Below are 18,945 nucleotides of genomic sequence, written 5' to 3' on the forward strand. Positions count from 1 at the left end.
GTGTTACTCACCCGTCCGCCGCTAACCCAACGGTTTCCCGAAGGAAACCATTAGGTCCGCTCGACTTGCATGTATTAGGCACGCCGCCAGCGTTCGTCCTGAGCCAGGATCAAACTCTCCAATAAAGTGTTTGACTTGCTCATTTTGAATCTGACGAGAAAATTAATTCTCATTCGATCAAAGAACCGAAGTTCTTCAATCTTGTATCTCACTCGTTGTTCAGTTTTCAAAGATCAAACTCGCTTTTGTTCATCACCGCGTTGTCTCAGCGGCGACTTTTATAATATATCATAGGTTCACTGTTTTTTGCAATAGTTTTTTTAAAAGTTTTTTCTCAACTTCTAAAAGTCTACTGCAGTTACTCCCGTCCCGCCAAAAGCGGAACGAGAAATAACTTATCATATTCCAAACATCCAAGTCAATAAACAGATGTACCCAGTTAGTGCTTGACTTGTGGAAAGCGGCCCTTCCATGCATACTTCGACAGCTCTTTGGAAGGAGCGAAACGGGCATACATTCGGAAAACCGTTTTGTAGCGGCTGGCTATTGCGTGACGTATCTCCTGATCAAGACGGGTATCCCCCATATCCAGAAGCATCTCGTCCAGTTCTTTACGGAGAACGTAATCAAGTTCCTTGCATTCCTTCTCGTTAAATAGCATCCCCAACATAACCACTCAGCTCCTTTATCCTGCAGATTTCGATTATTGCCGTTACAAGGGTGCGTCTATTACCAAGAGTCAACCGCTTCGAATTACCTTTGTCGGATAGAGGATGAGGCTCCTTCCAGCTTGTATAGACTAAACAAAGGGTTTTAGCTTCCGCTATCGGAAACCATCTTTGTTCGATCCTTATCTTATTAATAAACTTCTTTCCCGCAACCGCTTTACTGTTATGCACAATTTTATGGAAAAATATGAATAAGCTGCTTTTTATTTTAGGATTTCATTAAATGAAAGGTCAGTGTGCTCTCGATAATCGCCGCAATAAACAGAAGAATGACAATCCAGAAGGAAACATTCAGGGTTGACTTGAAAAACTGCCTCCACTCGCCTTGGCCCCTGTCTGAGCGGCCAGACAATGCTCCTCCTAAGCGGCGCAGCGAAATGAGTCCAAACTTCATCCCGATCGCAGAGGCAATAATTATAGCTGGGATTTCGATAATCCCGTGAGGAAGCAATCCGCGAATAACCAGGTCGGCTATACTCGCGCCTTGTACAGACTGCAGCTCAATCAGATAACCGAGCACCATGCCATTAATGATCAGAAAAAAGGCGGGGATGATGCCTGCAAACATACCCAAATAAATCATCAACACGCCTTTTATGGCATTGTTAAAAAAGATAAACAAAAAGAAGCTGAACTCCGGATTCGGATTCTTCGCTAATCTCTGACTTGTTTCCCGGAGTCCCTCGATTTGTCCGATCACAACCTGCTGTAATGCCTCCGCATTCATCATCCCCAGTGCGATTCCAACCGCAAAGAGGAGAACTCCAAAAATCAGAGGTGTTTTGGCGTTTTTTAGATGTGCGCCAAATTGGCGTAATGATAACATGGCTTTTTGCCTCCTTAGTCTTTTGTACGTGCAGTAATAAAGTCATGCGGTACGAGCATAGATTGTACAAAGTGAATTAGAGCCCTGCGCGAAATTCATTATTCTGTTGACGAGAGGGGTTTATGAAAGCATGAACAATTTCTTCTATGTCTTGAACGGGAAGAAAATAAAGCGTTTTTTCTTTGTTTTCGCGGCTGCCCTGTTCGCCGCCGGGGTCATTTATGTGGAGAGTGATAATATCACGGTTTTCTCCGAAGGAGGCAGCCCTTCGGCCGTATACAGTGTCTCCACGGACAAGAAAATCATTGCCTTGACCTTCGACATCAGTTGGGGTGAGAAAAGACCGGAGCCCATCCTTAAAGTGCTGAAGGATAAGGGGGTACAGAATGCCACGTTTTTCCTTTCTTCACCATGGAGCAAAACCCATCCGGAAATTGTAAAAGCCATTCAATCCCAAGGGTACGAGATTGGCAGTCACGGACACAAGCATGTCAACTACAGCAGTCTTAAAGAAGAGGAGATTAAAGAACAAATCAAAACTGCCCATTCTATTCTAACCGATCTGACAGGGAAAGAACCCAAATTACTCCGTCTGCCCAACGGCGATTTTGACAAAAAGGTGCTTAAAGCAGCAGACGAACTTGGCTACAAGGTGATTCAGTGGGACACGGACTCCCAGGATTGGATGAATAAAGGTGTGGACACGATTGTAAACCGTGTGGTTAGCAAGTCTCATCCAGGAGACATCGTCCTTCTACACGCAAGTGATTCCTGCAAACAAACTCATGAGGCCCTGCCGATCATTATTGACGAGCTGAGAAAGAAGGGTTATGAGTTCGTCACGGTATCCGAGCTGCTAAACCAATCTAGTGCAAAAGGTGCCGAGGTTCGCGATCAGGCTTGGGTGAACCAGCAGCTTGAGACTGCAGCAGGCTTCTAACTTCCATCTGAAAAACCAGGGTCCTGTAAATGATCAGGGCCTTTTTTTATTTTATGAATGGGCCGGCAGGTATGAAAAAAGCCCGGCATGCCCGCCGGACTTGGATACGTTTAGACTTAAGAGCTTCTTTTGACAATCCTATGCAGCAGCAGGATCTGATAAGCATTACAGGCGATTAATGGAACCAGGATTAATGTGGTTGCGAAGCTTACCTGGATCTTGAGTACCCCCACCATCTCCACAATAGTTCCCGCTATCATATAGAAGAGCGTTGGAATCCATGCACTTGCATTCGTGGCTCTTGCCTTGAAATAAGAGACAACAACGGCCACCGCCAGGATAAGAACACCTAAAAGAATATCTGAAATTCCACCGTTATCCCCACTGACAAAAATCCGGAAGAACATCAGCTCAAGCAGAGCTAGTGCGGTCAAGAACAGCTGAACATATTGCCATGTCCTTCTGGAGAACACACCGGTACCCATGTAATTCATCATAAGGTAAGCAAAAAAGCCCATTTGTGAGTACACACTCACCATGATCCCCACACCTAAAAGGATACCCACATAAATAAAGAAATCTGCCGTGTCCTTGAAGCCTCCGCCTTGACTCAGCTTCAGGATTTCACCTGCGATTAACGAGCAAAGCGCCCCGATTGCAAGCGTTGTCCAAAATAAATACAGCCATCTTTTCAGATTCAATGTCGTTTCGCCCCCCACTCCGATTTATTTTACCAACGTTTATAATAAAAAACCATTCCTTTCCCGACATAATTCCTTTTTGCAGTTCACATACTACACACAATCATTCTCAGAAGGAGGAAAGGAACCATGAAACGGACGAGATTCCGCCTATTATTGTGCACGCTCTGTATGATCATTTTTCCGCTGACTGCATGCGGTTCTGAACAAAGCTCCTCTTCTTCCTCACAAGGCGGAGGATACAAAGACACCAAAAGCATGGTTTTGGATATTCTCAAAACAGATGACGGCAAAAAAGCCATCATGGAAGCACTCAGCTCAGGCACCAGCGGAAGCAGCGAGGGAAGCGGCGGAGGCGGAGGTGAATCCGGCTCAGGCTCTGGATCTTCCGGTGGAGGTTCCGGCTCAGGCGGTGAATCAGGCGGCGGTTCAAGTGGAGGTTCAAGCGGAGGATCGGGAGGCGGCATGGGAATTAAAATGCTTCTTGCTCCCCAAACAGCGGATCAGGTGCGCTCTGCCGTAAAAGAAACCATCACTTCACCAGAATACAAAAAGGAAATCGAAAAGATCATGACCGATCCGAAATTTGCCGGCGATTTCGCGAAGGTGATCAACACTCAAAGCAAACAGCTGCATATGGATTTAATCAAAGATCCGACGTATCAAAAGTCCGTTAGCGAAATCATGAAATCCCCGGAAATTTCGAAGATGTTCCTGGATCTTATGAAAACTCCGGACTACCGCAAACAGTCGATGACGGTGATGCAGGAGTCCATGCAAAGTCCCTTGTTTAAAATGGAGGTTATGGATCTCTTAAAGACCGTTGTTCAGGAACAGTTAATCCCTAAAGTTGAGAAACAATCTGAGGGCGGGGGTAAAGGCGGTCAAGGTGGATCAGAAGGACAGAATCAGTCCAAGGAAAGCAGTGGCGGGGGCGGTAAAGGAGCTGGTGGAGGCGGGGGCGGTAGCTAGCCAAGTGATTAGCGTATAGCTGCTTCATTCCTTTTCCCTAGCTGCTTTGCGCGTTTCTTCTCCGTATCTCCAGCCTCCCGAAAGAACACGGAATGGCAGCGACAAACGCCAGTCAAAAGCTTAACGGTTACACTATTCATGCGTTTAGGCGCTGGACGTTCCGACTGGTTCTTTTCGGGCGGCTGAGGCAAGATAATAGGATATCCGCAGAACAAAGAGGGTCTGGGGTTAATTTAAACCATAAATATCTTTTGAATTCGGGAATATGCGAAAAAACTGTTCATTCGCTGTTTCCCCTTCCGTAAGATATTTTGCATAATTCGGACTAAGCACCTTCAGATTATCGACTAACCGTTCATAATAGCCGCTTTGTTTTTGAAAATCCCGTAACTTTCTTTGCATGGCTGCTACGGGGGAATTTAGAAATTTATCTGACTTTAGATAAGCATGATATTCTTCGATCTCTTGATGGTGCTGGGTTAAATAATCGTTTGTATTATTTAACATTTCAGCCATAGCTTTATTGGTTGTATCCACAAATTGCTCGACATTAAGTCTTTCGTTCAACGTGAAAGTTTCTTCTAAGTAGTCAGATAATTCTGAAGGTAAATACAATTCCACACTATCCAGATAGTCGATGATTTCATCGTAGGCTTTACGCTTGTCATCTGTATCAATAATTCCGTACAAGAAACTGCCAAAATGCAATGACAAGAACAGTCCATAGTCACCGGGAAAAGCCAAAACGAGTCTTTCTTTTATAGTCAGCAAATCTTCATCATGGGATAGCAAATAGTCAAACTCTCTTTCAATATCGTAACTACTAATCAGATTTCCCATACATTGCTGAACAGTTTGAAGCCGTTGCAGCCTTATTTCTGTAACGTACTTACATTTTGCCAATGCGGCGGATTTATTTTTGCTCCTCAATATATTTTTAATATCCGTAACACCTATTTCGCACTTTCTCAAAACCGATATTTCTTTCAAAGTAAGTATGTCTTCTTCGTTATAATCCCGATAGCCATTTTCAAGAATTCCAGGAGAAATCAGCCCCTTGGCTTCATAATATTCTATGGCCTTTTTCGTAAGATTACTTTTTCTACAGGCTTCCTTTATTAGCATTTTATCACCTCGAAACAATGATAAGCTAACCCCTAAGGGGATGGTCAATTCTTTTTATAGGTAATGTGTATAAAAAAACAAGACTGGCCCAAGGGTCAGTCTTGTTCGCATTTACGGATAACTTGTACCGCCACATCCGCATAGATTGCGCCGGTGGCACTATCCGCCTTGTATACCGAAGGTGAGTAATCGGCTTCGGAAATATGGTTGTCAGGCGCTCCAAGCGGAACTTGAGCCAGCAATTCGGAATGGAGATTCTCTGCTAGCTTGGCCCCGCCCCCACGGCCGAATATGTAGTCACGCTTGCCGCAATCGGAGCATTCATAATATGCCATATTCTCAACGACACCCAGTACCTCGTGCTGGGTCTGTACCGCCATCGCGCCAGCACGCGCAGCAACAAATGCGGCGGTAGCATGTGGGGTGGTTACAATAATCTCTCTGCTCTGAGGCAGCATCTGATGTACATCCAGCGCAATATCCCCTGTTCCTGGCGGAAGATCAAGCAGAAGATAATCCAGTTCTCCCCACTGCACATCAGTAAGGAACTGGCGAAGCATCTTGCCGAGCATAGGCCCACGCCAAATCACCGGACTGTTCTCTTGAATGAAGAAGCCCATAGACATGACTTTTACACCAAAGCGCTCAACTGGCTGAATTGCTCCCTCCACAACGACTGGGGATTCCTCAATGCCCATCATATCGGGCACGCTGAATCCATATATATCGGCATCAATCAAGCCAACCTTCTTCCCTTGACGGGCCAAAGCGACAGCCAGGTTAACAGTGACGGTAGACTTGCCCACACCACCTTTACCACTGGCAACAGCAATGAAGTTCACCTTCGAAGCAGGATCAAGCAAAGGCAGGGCCTCAAGACCTTCTCCGCGTCCTTTAAAGCGCTCCCCGGATTGCTCAGGATGTTTGATCCCGGCTTCTTCCAACTCGCGTTCAGAGGCGTCCCTAAAGCGAATATGGACATCGGCAACGCCAGCCTCGCCAATAAGCTCCTTGATCTGACGTTCAAAGCTTAGCTTAGTCTGCTCGTCCATGCTTGCATTCACTACAGTTAAAGATACACGGTCTTCCTTGACCATAATATCGCGGATCCACTGCAGGTCAACCATCGTCTTCTTCGTCGCAGGCTCAATTAGAGGGCGAAGCTGTTCCAGAACTTGTTCTCTTGATAACAATAGTAGCACCTCGACTTTATTTTGTGAGATATATGCCTTAGGTTTAGTTCCAAGTCCATTATACCACTATGAGGCGCTGTCTGTGGAAGAGCTTGGCTTCTCTCCCGAGCTGTACCTGAGAATCCCTTTATAAATCGAGGATGCCACTTTTCTCTGATACTCCTGATCTGCAAGAAGCTTGGACTCAGCCGGGTGTGATAGGAAACCTACCTCCACGAGGATGGAAGGGATCTTTAGAGATTGCAGCAGATAGATGTGATCCGCACTTTTGGCCACCCGGTCCGTGTTCTCCAAGTTTCTTCTGAGCTCCTGCTGTACAAGATCAGCTAGGGTACTGCCGTCCTGATTGCCCTTGGGATAGAACGTCTGTGCCCCGCTCCACCGCTCTGAAGGGATACTGTTCATATGGATACTGACAAACAGCTTTGCTTCCTTGCCCTGGATAAAACGAAGGCGCTGCTGCAGATCCTCGGTCTTACGCTTACTATAGCCCTTGGTATCAGGGTTAGCGAGGTCCCTGTCATCTTCCCGGGTTAGAACAACCACGGCCCCAGCCTGCTGCAAATAATCTCTTAAATACAAGGTCACGGCTAAATTGATATCCTTCTCAATGACTCCCTGCTTACTCACTGCACCGCCATCCACCCCGCCGTGGCCCGCATCCAGGGCAATAACTTGTCCGGCAAGCGGCAGCCCCCAATAATTCCACACCTTTGATGCGGGAACCTCATAGGCCGCAACCCCGGCAATGACCGCAACTAGGGCAAGTCCGATAAGGGCCCGCTTGATATAGCTGATCGGTATCCAGACGGTCACATTCTTCTTATCTTGGCTCATACAAAAAAAGTCCACCCCCGTCCCATAAATGATTCTAATCATCTATATGGGCGGAGATGGACAAATATAACCTTAAGAATTTACAGGCTCACTCAAGCCTTCAATCAGCACCTGTGCCACTTCAGGACGTGTAAATTCCGGCGGCGGACATACTCCGTCACGCAGGAGTCCGCGTACCTTCGTACCCGACAAGGTCATATGATCTTCCTTCGCATGCGGGCAGGTCTTGCTTGAAGCCATGTTGCCGCATTTGGTGCAGAAGAAGCTGTGCTCGAAGAACAGCGGTGAGATGCCAAGCTCTTCGGCAGTGAAGTTGGAGAAGATCTCCTGTGCCTCATAGGTGCCATAGTAATCACCTACCCCGGCATGATCCCGGCCGACGATGAAATGGGTGCAGCCGTAGTTTTTCCGTACCATGGCATGGAAGATCGCTTCACGCGGACCGGCATACCGCATCGCTGCAGGAAATACGCCTAAGAAGGTTCTATCCGCCGGATAATAATGCTCAAGAAGCACCAGGTAGCTCTTCATCCGTACATTGGCAGGCACATCGTCCGATTTCGTCTCACCCACCAATGGATTAAGGAACAGAGCATCCACGATTTCCATAGCGCTCTTCTGAATATACTCATGCGCCCGGTGAACCGGATTCCGGGTCTGGAAGCCAACTACCGTTCTCCAGCCCTTCTCGGCAAAAATCCGCCGGGTCTGTACCGGATCAAAATAAAACTCTTCAAACTTCCCTGGTTTAGGACGGGTCAGCACCTGAATCGGTCCACCCACATAAGTGGAGGATCTGTCAAACAGCTTCTTAACTCCGGGATGCTCGGGATCATCGGTTTTGAACACTTTACGCGCCTCTTCGGCCTGATCGACCGTATAGATGCTCTCCACATCAATCAACCCGTAAATGACCCCGTCCTCGCCCTTGAGAGCTACTCTATCCCCAACCGCAAGTCCCGCCGCATCTGAGGGCTCAACGGAAAGGGTAATCGGGATGCTCCATACCGTTCCGTCAGCCAGACGCATACGGTCTACTACCGACTTATAATCATTTTCATTCAGAAAACCGGTCAGTGGAGAGAATGCACCCACTCCGATCAGGTCCAGGTCAGAAATCGTCCACGTGTTAATCGTCAGGGACTTCAGCCCTTTGGCCGTTTCCAAAAGCTTGTCCCGTTCTCCCCCTTCAACAACACGTTGTACGAGGGTTCCTCCATGAGGCAAAATGGCTGTCATGACATTCTCTCCTATCGTTTATTTATGAAGTCCACATTCTGTCTTCTCAGAATTCGCCCAGCGTCCGGCACGTGGGTCTTCACCCGGCATTACGGCCCGTGTGCAGTATTCGCAGCCGATGCTTGGGAAGTTCTGATCATGAAGCGGGTTATAAATGATCTCGTTCTCGCGGATATAGTTCCATACATCCTCGGTGGTCCAGTCCGCAATTGGATTAAATTTGATCAGACCAAATTTATAGTCGTATTCAACCTTCTTCGCATTGGCACGGGTCGGAGCCTGATCCCGCCGGATTCCGGTAATCCAGGCTTCATAATTGGATAGTACACGGGTTAACGGTTCCACCTTGCGGATATTACAGCAGGCGTTAGGATCGCTAAGCCACAATTGATCCCCATGCTCCTTAGCCTGTTCTTCTGGAGTCAGCTTAGGAGATACACGAACAAAATCAATGTTGTAATGCTCAGCAAGTTTATCACGGGTCTCATATGTCTCTTTGAAGTGGAAATCGGTATCCAAATAGAAAATATCTGCGGTAGTGCTGATCTTGCGGAGCATATCCACCAATACGACATCTTCCGCCCCAAAGCTGCAGGCAAACGTAATATTAGGAAAGGTCTCAACAGCCCAAGCGATAATTTCCTGCGGCGAGGCTGTCTCCAGCTCTTCAGCCTTAACCTTGACCAAGTCCTCTTTCTCCATCAGATTCATATGTCGTACCCCCAAAGTTTAATGTAATAAAGAAATAAAGCGATAAAAACCAACTAAACGAATAAGAATTACTGTTAATAGTATAAATCTTTTACTTATGATGTCAATGGCTTATACAGGAATTCCACCAGGAATTAATCGAATTAGGCTTATTTTAAATAGGAGCAAAAACCCCTCTGATCGTCTTCACGACCTGGAGGGGTTTCTTAAAGCTGTTTCTGTTACTGCTGTTTGTTAATCAGATTGTAGATGACTTGGGAGGCTTCCGCCCGGGTAGCCCGCTGCTTCGGAGCGAAATTACCTGCGGATCTTCCTTTCATTAGACCTTCGCTAAGAGCCGTGCTAACCGCATCTTTAGCCCAGCCGCTAATTTCTTTATTATCTGCAAAAGAAAGCTCGGCGCTTCCCCCCGTCTTACCTGTCGCCAGACTCAGTGCCTTGACAATCATCACACCCATCTCTTCACGGGTGATCTTCTGATCTGGACCAAATTTCGTATCACTGATTCCCTTTACCAGTCCACTGCTATACGCTGCAGCAATAGCATCGGCATACCAGCTGCCTGGCTTCACATCCTCCAATTGAACCGGAGTAGTTGCTTTCAGCTTAAGCTGTCTAACAAGCATGGCGGCAAATTCTGCCCGGGTTACGTCCTTCTCCGGAGCAAAAGAAGTCTCCGTGACGCCTTGGATGACATGCTTAGCTGTAAGCTCTTGAATGACTTTGGATGCCCAGTGGGAAGCAGGGATATCACTGTAATTCTTCTCATAAGCAAAAACGCCATATTGGCCGAGATGGGGAACTTCTGCTGTAATGGTGTTCCCTGAGATCTTCCCGCCTACATACTCAAGTTTCCCTTGATCGGTTATATAATAAATTCCCGCCAAGGCTTGATTCGCTTGACTGTTCAATTGGAAGCTAACGGTCACTGGCTGGCTGAGCTGGTCCAGCTTGGTGGTTTTCCCGCTGCTGTCTTTAACCACCAGGGACAGTTCCTGAGCTGCACCCGCCAATTGGTAAGAAGCTCCCTTTGTGCCGTTCGAATCTGTGATCGGTTTAACTTGTTCTGATTTTAGACTTCCAACCTGCAGAACGATATAAGATCCGTTTTGCTTGTCAGCGGGAATCAAATTGGACAAGCTTTGAACAACTTCTTTCGGGATAACGATGGAAGCTGTATCCCAGATCAACTCAACCTTGCTGTCTCCGGTTAGTTGGCCGAGATTCGCCGGCAGCAGCACTTCTCCCGCACTTTGACTTTGCGGGATAGCCACTTTAATCGTAACTACACCGTTTTGCGGTTTTGGAATATCCGCAGCCTTGACTTCAATTGCTGAGTTCACACTCGGTGTTGTAGTTGTGCCTTTACCATTGTTGGTGCCAGTGCTTGCGGATGGCTGGCCCCCGTTGCTGCCGCCCCCGGAATTGCCTCCTCCATTATTACCACCGGAGCCACCATTCTGGATCACATTAAATGCTGCACTGCTAACCTCGTTTCCTTTACCTACCGCCACCTGGTAAGTGCCAAAGACCGATGTATCCGGAAGGGTGAATGAGGTACTAAAAGCCCCACTTGCTGCCGGAGCAACATCAAAGAACAGTATAGTTCCATCCGGTGCCAAGACTTTTACTGTCACTTCGGTTAAAGATGTCTTACCTGCTATAGTCACCAAACCTCCGCGCTGATAAGAACCACTGAGTGAATTCAACGTAACTTTATCCGTCTGCACAAGCTGATTATCCGCATAAATGGTTGCGGGGAACGAGGTTGTAAGCAGAAGGCCCAACAATACGAATTTAATTGAGTTCTTCCTCAAGTATAAATGCCCCTTTCCAATAAGTTACCGAACCTGAGATATGTAATCTCAGGTCCGATATCCGAAATAAAGTTCTGATTATTTAAGGTTAGTTATCCGTCCTTGCAGCTCTGAGGTAATTGTTCCGCCCTTAAATGTATCGACAATGTAGTTATAGAAGGCATCAAGATCGTTAATCGTATTCCCAGTAGTAATATCTTTGGCTTCTGTTAGAACCTTGTAATTGTCTCCGCCAGCCGCCATGAAGTTATTCACCGTAATCGTATAAATCCCGTCATCAGTAATCGGCGTTTCCTGATCATCCGCTTTTACCAGCTTGGTCACCCGTCCCTCAATTGGCTTGCTGAAATCCGCAGTGTATTTCAAACCGGAAATTTGAAGTGTTTTGGTATCAGCGCTGCCATCTGGCTTCGAGCCCCATTGCTGCTCAAGAAGCTTTTTAATTTGGGCGCCAGTCACTTCCAGCTTGACAAGCGAGTTACCGAAAGGCTGGATCTTCGCCAAATCTGAGAACTTAATGTCGCCTTTAGGGAGATCCGCACGGATTCCACCAGGATTCATAAAGGCAAAGTCACTATTCATAGTAACCCGCATTGCATCAGCAATGAGATTACCTAATGCGGATTCAGCGTTATAGGCATCCGTTCTTGTAATAGCTTCCGTTGTTGTCCCCACGGGTTTAGCCAAGATCGGGTATTTGGCTAAGGCATCTTCAATAAATTTAGTAACTTCCGCATCAGGTGTAATTCCATCCTGCTTAACATCAACAATATCGGCTTGTTTCTTGACGATATCGTGAGTAGTCGGATCAATCTCCAAATCGATATCAGCAAAGGCCGTTCCATAAGAATAAGCCTGAACAATCAGTTTACCGTTCACCGTATCGTTGACTTTGGCATGGTTATCGCCCGCAAAAATCACATCAACATCCGGATCAACCGCATTCGCCAAGTCAACAGCTTCGCCAGTAGTCACACTATTCTTGGTACTAGCCGGATCATGAGCCAGTACAACAATGGCATGGACACCCTGAGCTTGCAGTTCTTTTACCGCCGCATTCACGACTGGAGCCTGGTCAACCAGCTTTACTCCTGCTAACGCGCTAGGGGATACCTTGGTCACTGTAGCCATTGTAACGACTCCAATGAATCCGACCTTCTCCCCGCCAATCTCTTTAATTACATAAGGCTTAACGATAGGATTATAAGTATCGTCCGTTGCAGTAGGAGATTTATAAAGTGCATTCGCGTTGATTACATCAAAATTCAGTTTGTTAAATTCAATTTCCGGTTTGATCGGATCCTTGCCACCATTCACCTGGGCAAGCAGCGCAGGAACCCCTTGGTCGAATTCATGATTGCCAAGCGTACCTACATCAAATTCCATCATATTCAAGAAATCCAAAGTAGGCTTATCCCGATCCAGAGAAGAAACAGGTGCGCTGGCCCCCACGGAATCCCCGTTGTGAACTAACAGCGTGTTAGGATTAGTGGCTTTTCTTTGCTTCAGATAGGCAGCCAGATAATCTGCTCTTCCCACATCACCCGCGCCAAAGTTAGACGTGGTGTCCAACTGTCCATGGAAATCATTAATACCCAAAATTTGAACTTTTACATTTTTATTACCTGGGTCCACGGGAGGGGTGTTCCCATCCGCCAAGGAAAGCTTGTACACACCAAAGCCTTTATCATTGGTCTTCTCGGTATACGTAATATCCTTATGATCGTTCAGATATTTAACTGCCCCCGGTGACGTAGTGAAAGTGACATTCACTTTGTCATTAATCGGGGAAATCGACCAGTTATGGTCTGCTGAAGGATTAATGTTCTTCTGCTCCGTGATGTAGTTCATCAGAATTTGACGGTTCTCATCCGCCGAATCCACAACCAGCTCTGCACCTTTGAGTCCAGGGAAATTACCTCCTCCACCGGCACGGTAGTTATTCGTAACTACGATGAAGTCCTGGTTTGGATCAATTGCTTTGCCGTTAAATTGCAGATTAACAATACGGCTTGAGTTGGCGTCATTGATCGAACCGTCAGCTTTGTATTTTGCCGGCTTCGTTACATCAATCTGATAAGTTACCCCATCAATGACATCAAAATTAAACACAGCAAACAGCGGATTCAGCAAAGGCTGCTCATCGGTCTTAGCCGGATCAATTTTATTGAACATACCTGCTGACATTTCCAGCCACTCTTTGACCACAGAACCTTTGACTTTAACTGCCTTAAGGGTATTGTCATAGAGATACAAGTCGCTGGCACTCTTAATGGCGATTGGCCCTGCATTAATATCTGTATATTCTTCCGGTCCGTTGCGTCCCGCCTTGAATGGAGCTCCAACTGAGAGAATTGGCAGATCCTTGTATTTAGGAACATTGGTGCTGATATATTTCTCAACAAACCATTTTTGAGCGTTGGTTACAATTTGGACAGACGGGTCATCTTTCACCAATGCAAAATAGCTGTAAATCGGTGACGTGGTTTGCCCAATGGGCCCGTTAGCATATTTAATAGTGGCTTCATGTTCCGCTTTAATCGCATTTTCAATGGTTGGGTCTGCTTCAACCAGTGCCTTTTTGCTTGCCTTGTCATAAATTTCGCGATTAGAAGATTGTGAGTCGGAGACCTTCCACTTCCCATTCTCCTTCACCAGCGTCAAGTCGATAAGCCCAAGCTCTGCACCACCATAACCGGCTTGTACTGCTGCCACACCATTGATGGTTCCTTTGACATTATCCACGCCTGCTACTGGATTTCCATTCGCGTCTTTGAAGATCACATCCAAGGACTTGTTATCCCCGGTTGGGAACACTTTATGGGTATGAGAGAATGTTATGGCATCAATATCCTTCACCTTGCTTAACGGCAAAATAGCATTCTCCGCCAGCGTATTTGCCTTCGCATTCGCGTCAAAGCCGGAATGGGTTAGGGCAATGACAATATCAGCACCCTCGGCCTTCATTTGAGGAACAAATTTCTCTGCAGTTGCCACAATATCTTTGGTTGTAACTTTACCTTCAAGATTGGCTTTATCCCAATCCATAATCTGAGGAGTTACTAAACCAAGCACACCAATTTTGACGGTTTGGGCCACTCCTTTTTCATCAATAAAGGTTTTGTCCAAAATTCTATATGGAGTGTACTTGTTCTGATCATTATCCGGGTTGTTGTCGTGATCATCCACATAGACATTGGCATTGACATACGGGAAGCTTGCCCTTTTGATGGATTTCTCAAGGAAATCAAGCCCATAGTTGAATTCATGATTACCAAAAGTGGCAATATCATATTTCATCAAATTCATAGCTTTGTATACTGGATGAACGGCGTTTGTATCCTTAAGCCCGTCCACTTTGGCGACGTAAGTTCCCAGTGGTGTACCTTGAATCAGGTCCCCGTTGTCTACAAGCAGCGTATTCTTCACTTCATCCCGGGCCTGCTTAACTAAGCTTGCCGTCTTAACCAAACCTACGGTTGGAGATACTTGATCCTTGTAATAGTCATAGGCCATTAAATTTGTATGGATGTCAGTAGTCTCCATAATTCTTAGCTTCAGAGCATTAGAAGTTACCGGCGATCCTGAAATGGCGAGTGGGTCAGCTAAGCTATTGCCAACCTGATTTAAGTCTCCCGAGTAGGAATCAACTACATAGACTTTCATACTTAAGTTGCTTCCTGTTGTATTAAAATGAACTGTCAACTTCTCAGGTGAAATAATATCTTTTTGCATAGCCGCAATACCGACAGGGGTAGTGCCGTTAAAGAGTTCAAATACCACAGCCTCTTCCCCATCATGCGGATTGCTGGTAGGAGATACTTGTACTGTTGCTTTAACCCCTCCAACCGTTGTCATGGAAGGATTGCTAATAACAAAAGAACGCGCCGAAGCTTGCGTGCCTGCTGCAGCCGTTGTAGATACCTTCTGTGAAGACACAGCTCCAATTTCAGCCGTTGCCGCAGCGTGCACACTCCCAAGCAGGAACTGCGTAGAAAGTACACAGAGTCCAAGCGAGCTGATCGCCGCTTTCCTGAGGCCTTTTCGAATATTTAATACCATTCGTTGTTTTCCACCCTTCTTGAGTACTGTTACTATACGGAGTTCGCCCCGTATTATTAATTTAATGACTGTATGTTAAGGGGGTTACGCAGAAATGTACGGGCTGCTGTCTATATAAGTAAAAACTTAACTTAATTTCAAAATGAGTGTAAAGTTATGTAAAGTTCAAACTTCATGCAGCTGCAGTTAAAAACGCAAAAAAAAGCCCTTGGCCACAAGACCAAGGGCTTTGCTGATATTAACGTTTCGAGAACTGAGGAGCGCGACGAGCGGCTTTGAGACCATACTTCTTACGCTCTTTCATACGAGGGTCACGAGTCAAGAATCCGGCTTTCTTCAAAGCTGGACGGAACTCAGGGTCTGCTTTCAGCAGAGCACGGGAGATACCGTGGCGGATTGCACCCGCTTGACCGGAAATACCGCCACCATGTGCAATAACAATTACATCATAGTTAGTCAGTGTTTCAGTCAGGTTAAGAGGTTGTTTAACGATCAGTTTGAGTGTTTCCAAACCGAAATATTCATTGATATCACGTTTATTGATGACAATGCGTCCTTCACCCGGTACAAGGCGAACACGAGCTACCGAATGTTTACGACGACCTGTCCCATAGTATTGTACTTGTGCCATGAAACTGTCCTCCCTTTTAATTATCCGCGAAGTTCGTAAACTTCAGGTTTTTGTGCTGCATGTGGATGCTCAGTGCCAGCGTAAGCTTTCAGTCTCAGCTTCATTTTCTCACCTTGGCGAGTTTTTGGAAGCATACCGTGAACTGCAGATTCAATCATACGTTCAGGTTTGTTCTTGAGAAGGTCCTGAGCTACTGTCACTTTCAAACCACCTGGGTGCAGGGAGTGACGATAGTATTTCTTGTTCTCCATCTTCTTACCTGTCAAATGAATTTTGTCAGCGTTGATAACGATAACGAAATCACCAGTGTCAACGTGCGGTGTAAATTGTGGCTTATGCTTGCCGCGAATCAGAGCAGCAGCTTCACTGGCCAGACGACCCAGAGTTTTGCCTTCAGCATCAATGATGTACCAATTGCGCTCTACTTCGTTTGGCTTAGCCATATAGGTGGTACGCATGAAAAGATCCTCCTTCATTCTCATCCGAAATCTAAGTTACTATGATACAAATGGCGCTCTTCCAGCTCTTCATTTCCATCATATATATCTTCGTTCGTTGTTCATTTGTCGTAGTTAATACTGCTTGATAAAACATCTTTGGCGGTCTTCCTGATTGGGGGCTGTGGGATAGCCATCAAGAAAACACAACTTTTATTCTACAGGATACGAGAATATTACGCAAGCAATTTTTCGTACGCAGAATCAAGTTTTTTTGCAGAGTTTTCTTAGTCGAACAGGTCACCGAATACGTCGAATACCGAAGACTTCTTCTTCTTGTGATAATGTCCGTGCGACCCATGTCCCCCTTGGTTAGGATAGCGGGAGTCATGCCGGTCTTTGCCGTATTCCGGTCTGTAATTAGTGTCCTGTGGTCTACGGTAATCATCCCGCTCACGCTGGCCTACCCATTCGTCATAAGCGGGGCGCTGTTCATTAACCTGACTCATCAGCTTGTCCAATTCCCCTCTGTCGAGCCATACTCCTTTACAGCTTGGACAGACATCAATTAAAACCCCATTCTTCTCTACCTCACGCAGCTGAACACCATCACATAACGGACAATACATATCATTAGCCTCCTTAGAGTTTAACGTAGTTATCCTTATCGTTACGTTTCAGCACGCTCTAAGTTTCACTCCGATATATCTTCATCGTCCACGGGAAAAGATGGCGGTTCAGGCTGATCCTCCAGAAAGTCATATTCCACATTCCACAGCATCAAACCTTTGCCTTCAGCAGTAGGTCCAGCTTCACTTCGGTCTTTAGCTTCAAGGATCCGCTTCATATCCGCAGGCGTACGCTTCCCCTCACCCACCTGGAGTAGGGTGCCGACAATAATCCGAACCATATGCTGTAGAAATCCATTGCCTGTAATGAAGAGCTCGATTACACCTTGATCCCTGGCATGCCCAGGACGGCATTTGGATGCATCCACTTCAATATGAGCATCATAGATCGTACGCACGTGGCTTTTCTTCGTGGAATGACGGGAGGCAAACGACGTATAGTCATGTGTTCCTATCAGAAATGTTACCGCTTCTTTCATGGCTTCCACGTTAAGAACGCCTGGGTGATGCAGCTGAAGATGACGATGAAACACATCAGGAAATTGGTTGGCATTAATGGTGTATCGGTAAGTCTTCCTCTTAGCTGAGTGCCGGGCATGAAAATTCGGCTTCACTTCTCTTGCTTCAAGAATAACAATATCCTTCGGCAAACGGCCATTCAACGCAAGACACCAGCGCTCTATGGGAATCGCAGACTCTGTATGAAAATTGAACATTTGCCGGTAGGCGTGCACCCCTGCGTCTGTTCTACCCGAACCAATAATTTTAATCTGTTCGCCGGTTAACTGATGGATAGCCTTCTCCACATAGTCTTGAATGGTGTTCCCGTCAGGCTGGGATTGAAAGCCATAGTAATTCGTGCCGTCAAAGCTAACGGTCATGCAGAGATTGCGCAAAGCTGTATCCTCCTTAGTCCCCCAGCGGGGGATTCCAAAGGGCTGCGCCCTCTGGACACGACTTTTAAAAAAGATCGGTAAAAAATCTTTCACAACCAACCTTCACAACCCTCCCAAACCCTCCCTTGCCTAAGGGAGGGCCCCAAGGGCTCCGCCCTCTGGACACCTGGATGAGTGACTAGAGAGGGCAGAGACGGTGTTTGGTGAGTACGTGCTGGGATTCGCTTGTCGTCCCCTCCGGGGACCCGCTTGGGATGGTGGCGTTTAGATACAAGCTGATCTTTGGCAGAGGGAGAGATGTTGTGCGGTTAGAAGTGACTTGGGTATAGCAAGCCGCTTGCCGTCCCTCCGGGACCCGCTCTACTTCTTCGAACTGTCCACAGCCTCTCGCCCCAGGATGTCGCGGCCCATGGGACGCGCTGAGCTGGGAGCTACTCTCCTTCGAGTCCGCCCTCACAGGCTTGCCCCTCCGGGAAGTCGGGGCCTTAGGACGCGCTGACCGGGGGCCTTCCTTCGAAGAATAGCCCCAGACAAACTAAAACTCTCTGGAAGCCGGGTCCACAGGGCCCGCTGACAGAGAGTAACTTAGCTTCGGAGCTACACTTGTACCACATAGGAGCAGCTCTAATATAGAGCAAACCCCGCGCAAACCAGAAGGCTCGCCCGGGGCTGAAAGCCGCGGGAATGAGCCGGGCTCCACCGCGAAAGTCGCTCTCTATGAGTATCCCTAATCCATCCACAAGAAACTTGCGGGTGTCCAGAGGGCTACCGCCCTTTGGGGTCCCCCTAGTAGGGGGATTTAGGGGGTCAACTCAAATGTTATGCGCGGTCTACCAACTCAAGGTAAACCATAGGTGCACCGTCACCACGACGAGGTCCCAGTTTCAGGATACGAGTGTATCCGCCTGGACGCTCAGAGTAACGAGTTGCGATTTCCGAGAACAGCTTTTGGATTGCATCCTGTTCACCGTCTACGGATTCGCGGCGTACGAATGCAGCTACTTGACGACGAGCGTGCAAGTCACCACGTTTTGCTTTCGTAATCAGCTTTTCCGCAATAGAGCGAACTTCTTTCGCTTTAGCTTCAGTAGTCTGAATGCGTTCATACAAGAACAGATCAGTTACCAAGTCGCGGAACAATGCTTTACGAGCGCTGGAATCACGTCCTAATTTTTGATAAGCCATGTTTTTCCCCTCCTTT

Annotated in this window: 17 protein-coding genes and 1 rRNA gene; 2 read left to right on the forward strand and 16 right to left on the reverse strand. The window is 46.8% G+C overall.

Annotated elements, in window-relative coordinates; all coding sequences use genetic code 11:
• The 3 genes from KJS63_RS25015 to KJS63_RS25025 form a co-directional block, all read right to left on the reverse strand.
• Nucleotides 1–125 (reverse strand): 16S ribosomal RNA (locus KJS63_RS25015); the annotation flags it as partial.
• A 314-nt stretch (nucleotides 126–439) separates the two neighbouring features.
• Nucleotides 440–670 (reverse strand): hypothetical protein, encoded by a 231-nt coding sequence (locus KJS63_RS25020; RefSeq protein WP_068620339.1) that lies wholly within the window; start codon nucleotides 668–670, stop codon nucleotides 440–442.
• Between the two features lie 266 nt (nucleotides 671–936).
• The gene (locus tag KJS63_RS25025) at nucleotides 937–1,554 is read right to left on the reverse strand and encodes a stage II sporulation protein M (protein WP_213621561.1); all 618 of its coding nucleotides are present in this window, start codon (nucleotides 1,552–1,554) and stop codon (nucleotides 937–939) included.
• A 130-nt stretch (nucleotides 1,555–1,684) separates the two neighbouring features.
• Between KJS63_RS25025 and pdaB the strand changes: the two genes are divergently transcribed.
• A complete protein-coding gene (pdaB, locus tag KJS63_RS25030; protein WP_213621562.1) occupies nucleotides 1,685–2,494 on the forward strand; it encodes a polysaccharide deacetylase family sporulation protein PdaB in 810 nt (269 codons plus the stop codon).
• A gap of 116 nt (nucleotides 2,495–2,610) precedes the next feature.
• Here the strand turns inward: pdaB and KJS63_RS25035 are convergent, their stop codons facing one another.
• Nucleotides 2,611–3,195 (reverse strand): KinB-signaling pathway activation protein, encoded by a 585-nt coding sequence (locus KJS63_RS25035; RefSeq protein WP_213621563.1) that lies wholly within the window; start codon nucleotides 3,193–3,195, stop codon nucleotides 2,611–2,613.
• A gap of 129 nt (nucleotides 3,196–3,324) precedes the next feature.
• Here KJS63_RS25035 and gerD point away from each other — a divergent pair, with 129 nt between their 5' ends.
• A complete protein-coding gene (gerD, locus tag KJS63_RS25040; protein ID WP_213621564.1) occupies nucleotides 3,325–4,167 on the forward strand; it encodes a spore germination lipoprotein GerD in 843 nt (280 codons plus the stop codon).
• A 228-nt stretch (nucleotides 4,168–4,395) separates the two neighbouring features.
• On the opposite strand, the gene KJS63_RS25045 is transcribed toward gerD, so the two are convergent.
• From KJS63_RS25045 to rplQ, 12 genes are all read right to left on the reverse strand, one after another.
• Nucleotides 4,396–5,310 (reverse strand): MerR family transcriptional regulator, encoded by a 915-nt coding sequence (locus KJS63_RS25045; RefSeq protein WP_213621565.1) that lies wholly within the window; start codon nucleotides 5,308–5,310, stop codon nucleotides 4,396–4,398.
• Nucleotides 5,311–5,387: 77 nt separating this feature from the next.
• Nucleotides 5,388–6,485, reverse strand: coding sequence for an Mrp/NBP35 family ATP-binding protein (locus tag KJS63_RS25050; protein ID WP_213621566.1), 1,098 nt, complete (start codon nucleotides 6,483–6,485; stop codon nucleotides 5,388–5,390).
• A gap of 66 nt (nucleotides 6,486–6,551) precedes the next feature.
• Nucleotides 6,552–7,322 carry an N-acetylmuramoyl-L-alanine amidase CwlD gene (cwlD, locus tag KJS63_RS25055; RefSeq protein ID WP_213621567.1) on the reverse strand — a complete coding sequence of 257 codons (771 nt, stop codon included), beginning with the start codon at nucleotides 7,320–7,322 and terminating at the stop codon, nucleotides 6,552–6,554.
• Nucleotides 7,323–7,394: 72 nt separating this feature from the next.
• Nucleotides 7,395–8,561 carry a sulfate adenylyltransferase gene (gene sat / locus KJS63_RS25060; protein WP_213621568.1) on the reverse strand — a complete coding sequence of 389 codons (1,167 nt, stop codon included), beginning with the start codon at nucleotides 8,559–8,561 and terminating at the stop codon, nucleotides 7,395–7,397.
• An 18-nt stretch (nucleotides 8,562–8,579) separates the two neighbouring features.
• Complete coding sequence (locus KJS63_RS25065) at nucleotides 8,580–9,272, reverse strand: phosphoadenylyl-sulfate reductase (RefSeq protein ID WP_068620354.1); 693 nt, start codon at nucleotides 9,270–9,272, stop codon at nucleotides 8,580–8,582.
• A gap of 221 nt (nucleotides 9,273–9,493) precedes the next feature.
• Nucleotides 9,494–11,089 carry an S-layer homology domain-containing protein gene (locus KJS63_RS25070; protein ID WP_213621569.1) on the reverse strand — a complete coding sequence of 532 codons (1,596 nt, stop codon included), beginning with the start codon at nucleotides 11,087–11,089 and terminating at the stop codon, nucleotides 9,494–9,496.
• 78 nt (nucleotides 11,090–11,167) lie between these two features.
• Nucleotides 11,168–15,151: a bifunctional 2',3'-cyclic-nucleotide 2'-phosphodiesterase/3'-nucleotidase gene (locus KJS63_RS25075; RefSeq protein ID WP_244862771.1), complete on the reverse strand. Its 3,984-nt coding sequence runs from the start codon at nucleotides 15,149–15,151 to the stop codon at nucleotides 11,168–11,170.
• A gap of 238 nt (nucleotides 15,152–15,389) precedes the next feature.
• A complete protein-coding gene (gene rpsI, locus KJS63_RS25080) occupies nucleotides 15,390–15,782 on the reverse strand; it encodes a 30S ribosomal protein S9 (RefSeq protein ID WP_068620356.1) in 393 nt (130 codons plus the stop codon).
• A gap of 20 nt (nucleotides 15,783–15,802) precedes the next feature.
• Complete coding sequence (gene rplM, locus KJS63_RS25085) at nucleotides 15,803–16,240, reverse strand: 50S ribosomal protein L13 (protein WP_213621570.1); 438 nt, start codon at nucleotides 16,238–16,240, stop codon at nucleotides 15,803–15,805.
• A 266-nt stretch (nucleotides 16,241–16,506) separates the two neighbouring features.
• Nucleotides 16,507–16,848 (reverse strand): TFIIB-type zinc ribbon-containing protein, encoded by a 342-nt coding sequence (locus tag KJS63_RS25090; protein ID WP_213621571.1) that lies wholly within the window; start codon nucleotides 16,846–16,848, stop codon nucleotides 16,507–16,509.
• A 65-nt stretch (nucleotides 16,849–16,913) separates the two neighbouring features.
• Complete coding sequence (truA, locus tag KJS63_RS25095) at nucleotides 16,914–17,744, reverse strand: tRNA pseudouridine(38-40) synthase TruA (protein WP_213621572.1); 831 nt, start codon at nucleotides 17,742–17,744, stop codon at nucleotides 16,914–16,916.
• Nucleotides 17,745–18,563: 819 nt separating this feature from the next.
• Nucleotides 18,564–18,929, reverse strand: coding sequence for a 50S ribosomal protein L17 (gene rplQ / locus KJS63_RS25100; protein WP_068620364.1), 366 nt, complete (start codon nucleotides 18,927–18,929; stop codon nucleotides 18,564–18,566).
• Nucleotides 18,930–18,945 lie beyond the last annotated feature (16 nt).

Source organism: Paenibacillus sp. J22TS3 (assembly GCF_018403205.1).
GTDB lineage: Bacteria > Bacillota > Bacilli > Paenibacillales > Paenibacillaceae > Fontibacillus > Fontibacillus tuaregi.

Bases quoted from the DNA above. Each gene is read 5' to 3' on its own strand.
- KJS63_RS25065 (WP_068620354.1), bottom strand. From the start codon at position 9,272: ATGAATCTGATGGAGAAAGAGGACTTGGTCAAGGTTAAGGCTGAAGAG.
- rpsI (WP_068620356.1), bottom strand. From the start codon at position 15,782: ATGGCACAAGTACAATACTATGGGACAGGTCGTCGTAAACATTCGGTA.
- KJS63_RS25075 (WP_244862771.1), bottom strand. From the start codon at position 15,151: ATGGTATTAAATATTCGAAAAGGCCTCAGGAAAGCGGCGATCAGCTCG.
- rplM (WP_213621570.1), bottom strand. From the start codon at position 16,240: ATGCGTACCACCTATATGGCTAAGCCAAACGAAGTAGAGCGCAATTGG.
- sat (WP_213621568.1), bottom strand. From the start codon at position 8,561: ATGACAGCCATTTTGCCTCATGGAGGAACCCTCGTACAACGTGTTGTT.
- pdaB (WP_213621562.1), top strand. From the start codon at position 1,685: ATGAACAATTTCTTCTATGTCTTGAACGGGAAGAAAATAAAGCGTTTT.
- KJS63_RS25020 (WP_068620339.1), bottom strand. From the start codon at position 670: ATGTTGGGGATGCTATTTAACGAGAAGGAATGCAAGGAACTTGATTAC.
- KJS63_RS25025 (WP_213621561.1), bottom strand. From the start codon at position 1,554: ATGTTATCATTACGCCAATTTGGCGCACATCTAAAAAACGCCAAAACA.
- KJS63_RS25090 (WP_213621571.1), bottom strand. From the start codon at position 16,848: ATGTATTGTCCGTTATGTGATGGTGTTCAGCTGCGTGAGGTAGAGAAG.
- cwlD (WP_213621567.1), bottom strand. From the start codon at position 7,322: ATGAGCCAAGATAAGAAGAATGTGACCGTCTGGATACCGATCAGCTAT.
- gerD (WP_213621564.1), top strand. From the start codon at position 3,325: ATGAAACGGACGAGATTCCGCCTATTATTGTGCACGCTCTGTATGATC.
- rplQ (WP_068620364.1), bottom strand. From the start codon at position 18,929: ATGGCTTATCAAAAATTAGGACGTGATTCCAGCGCTCGTAAAGCATTG.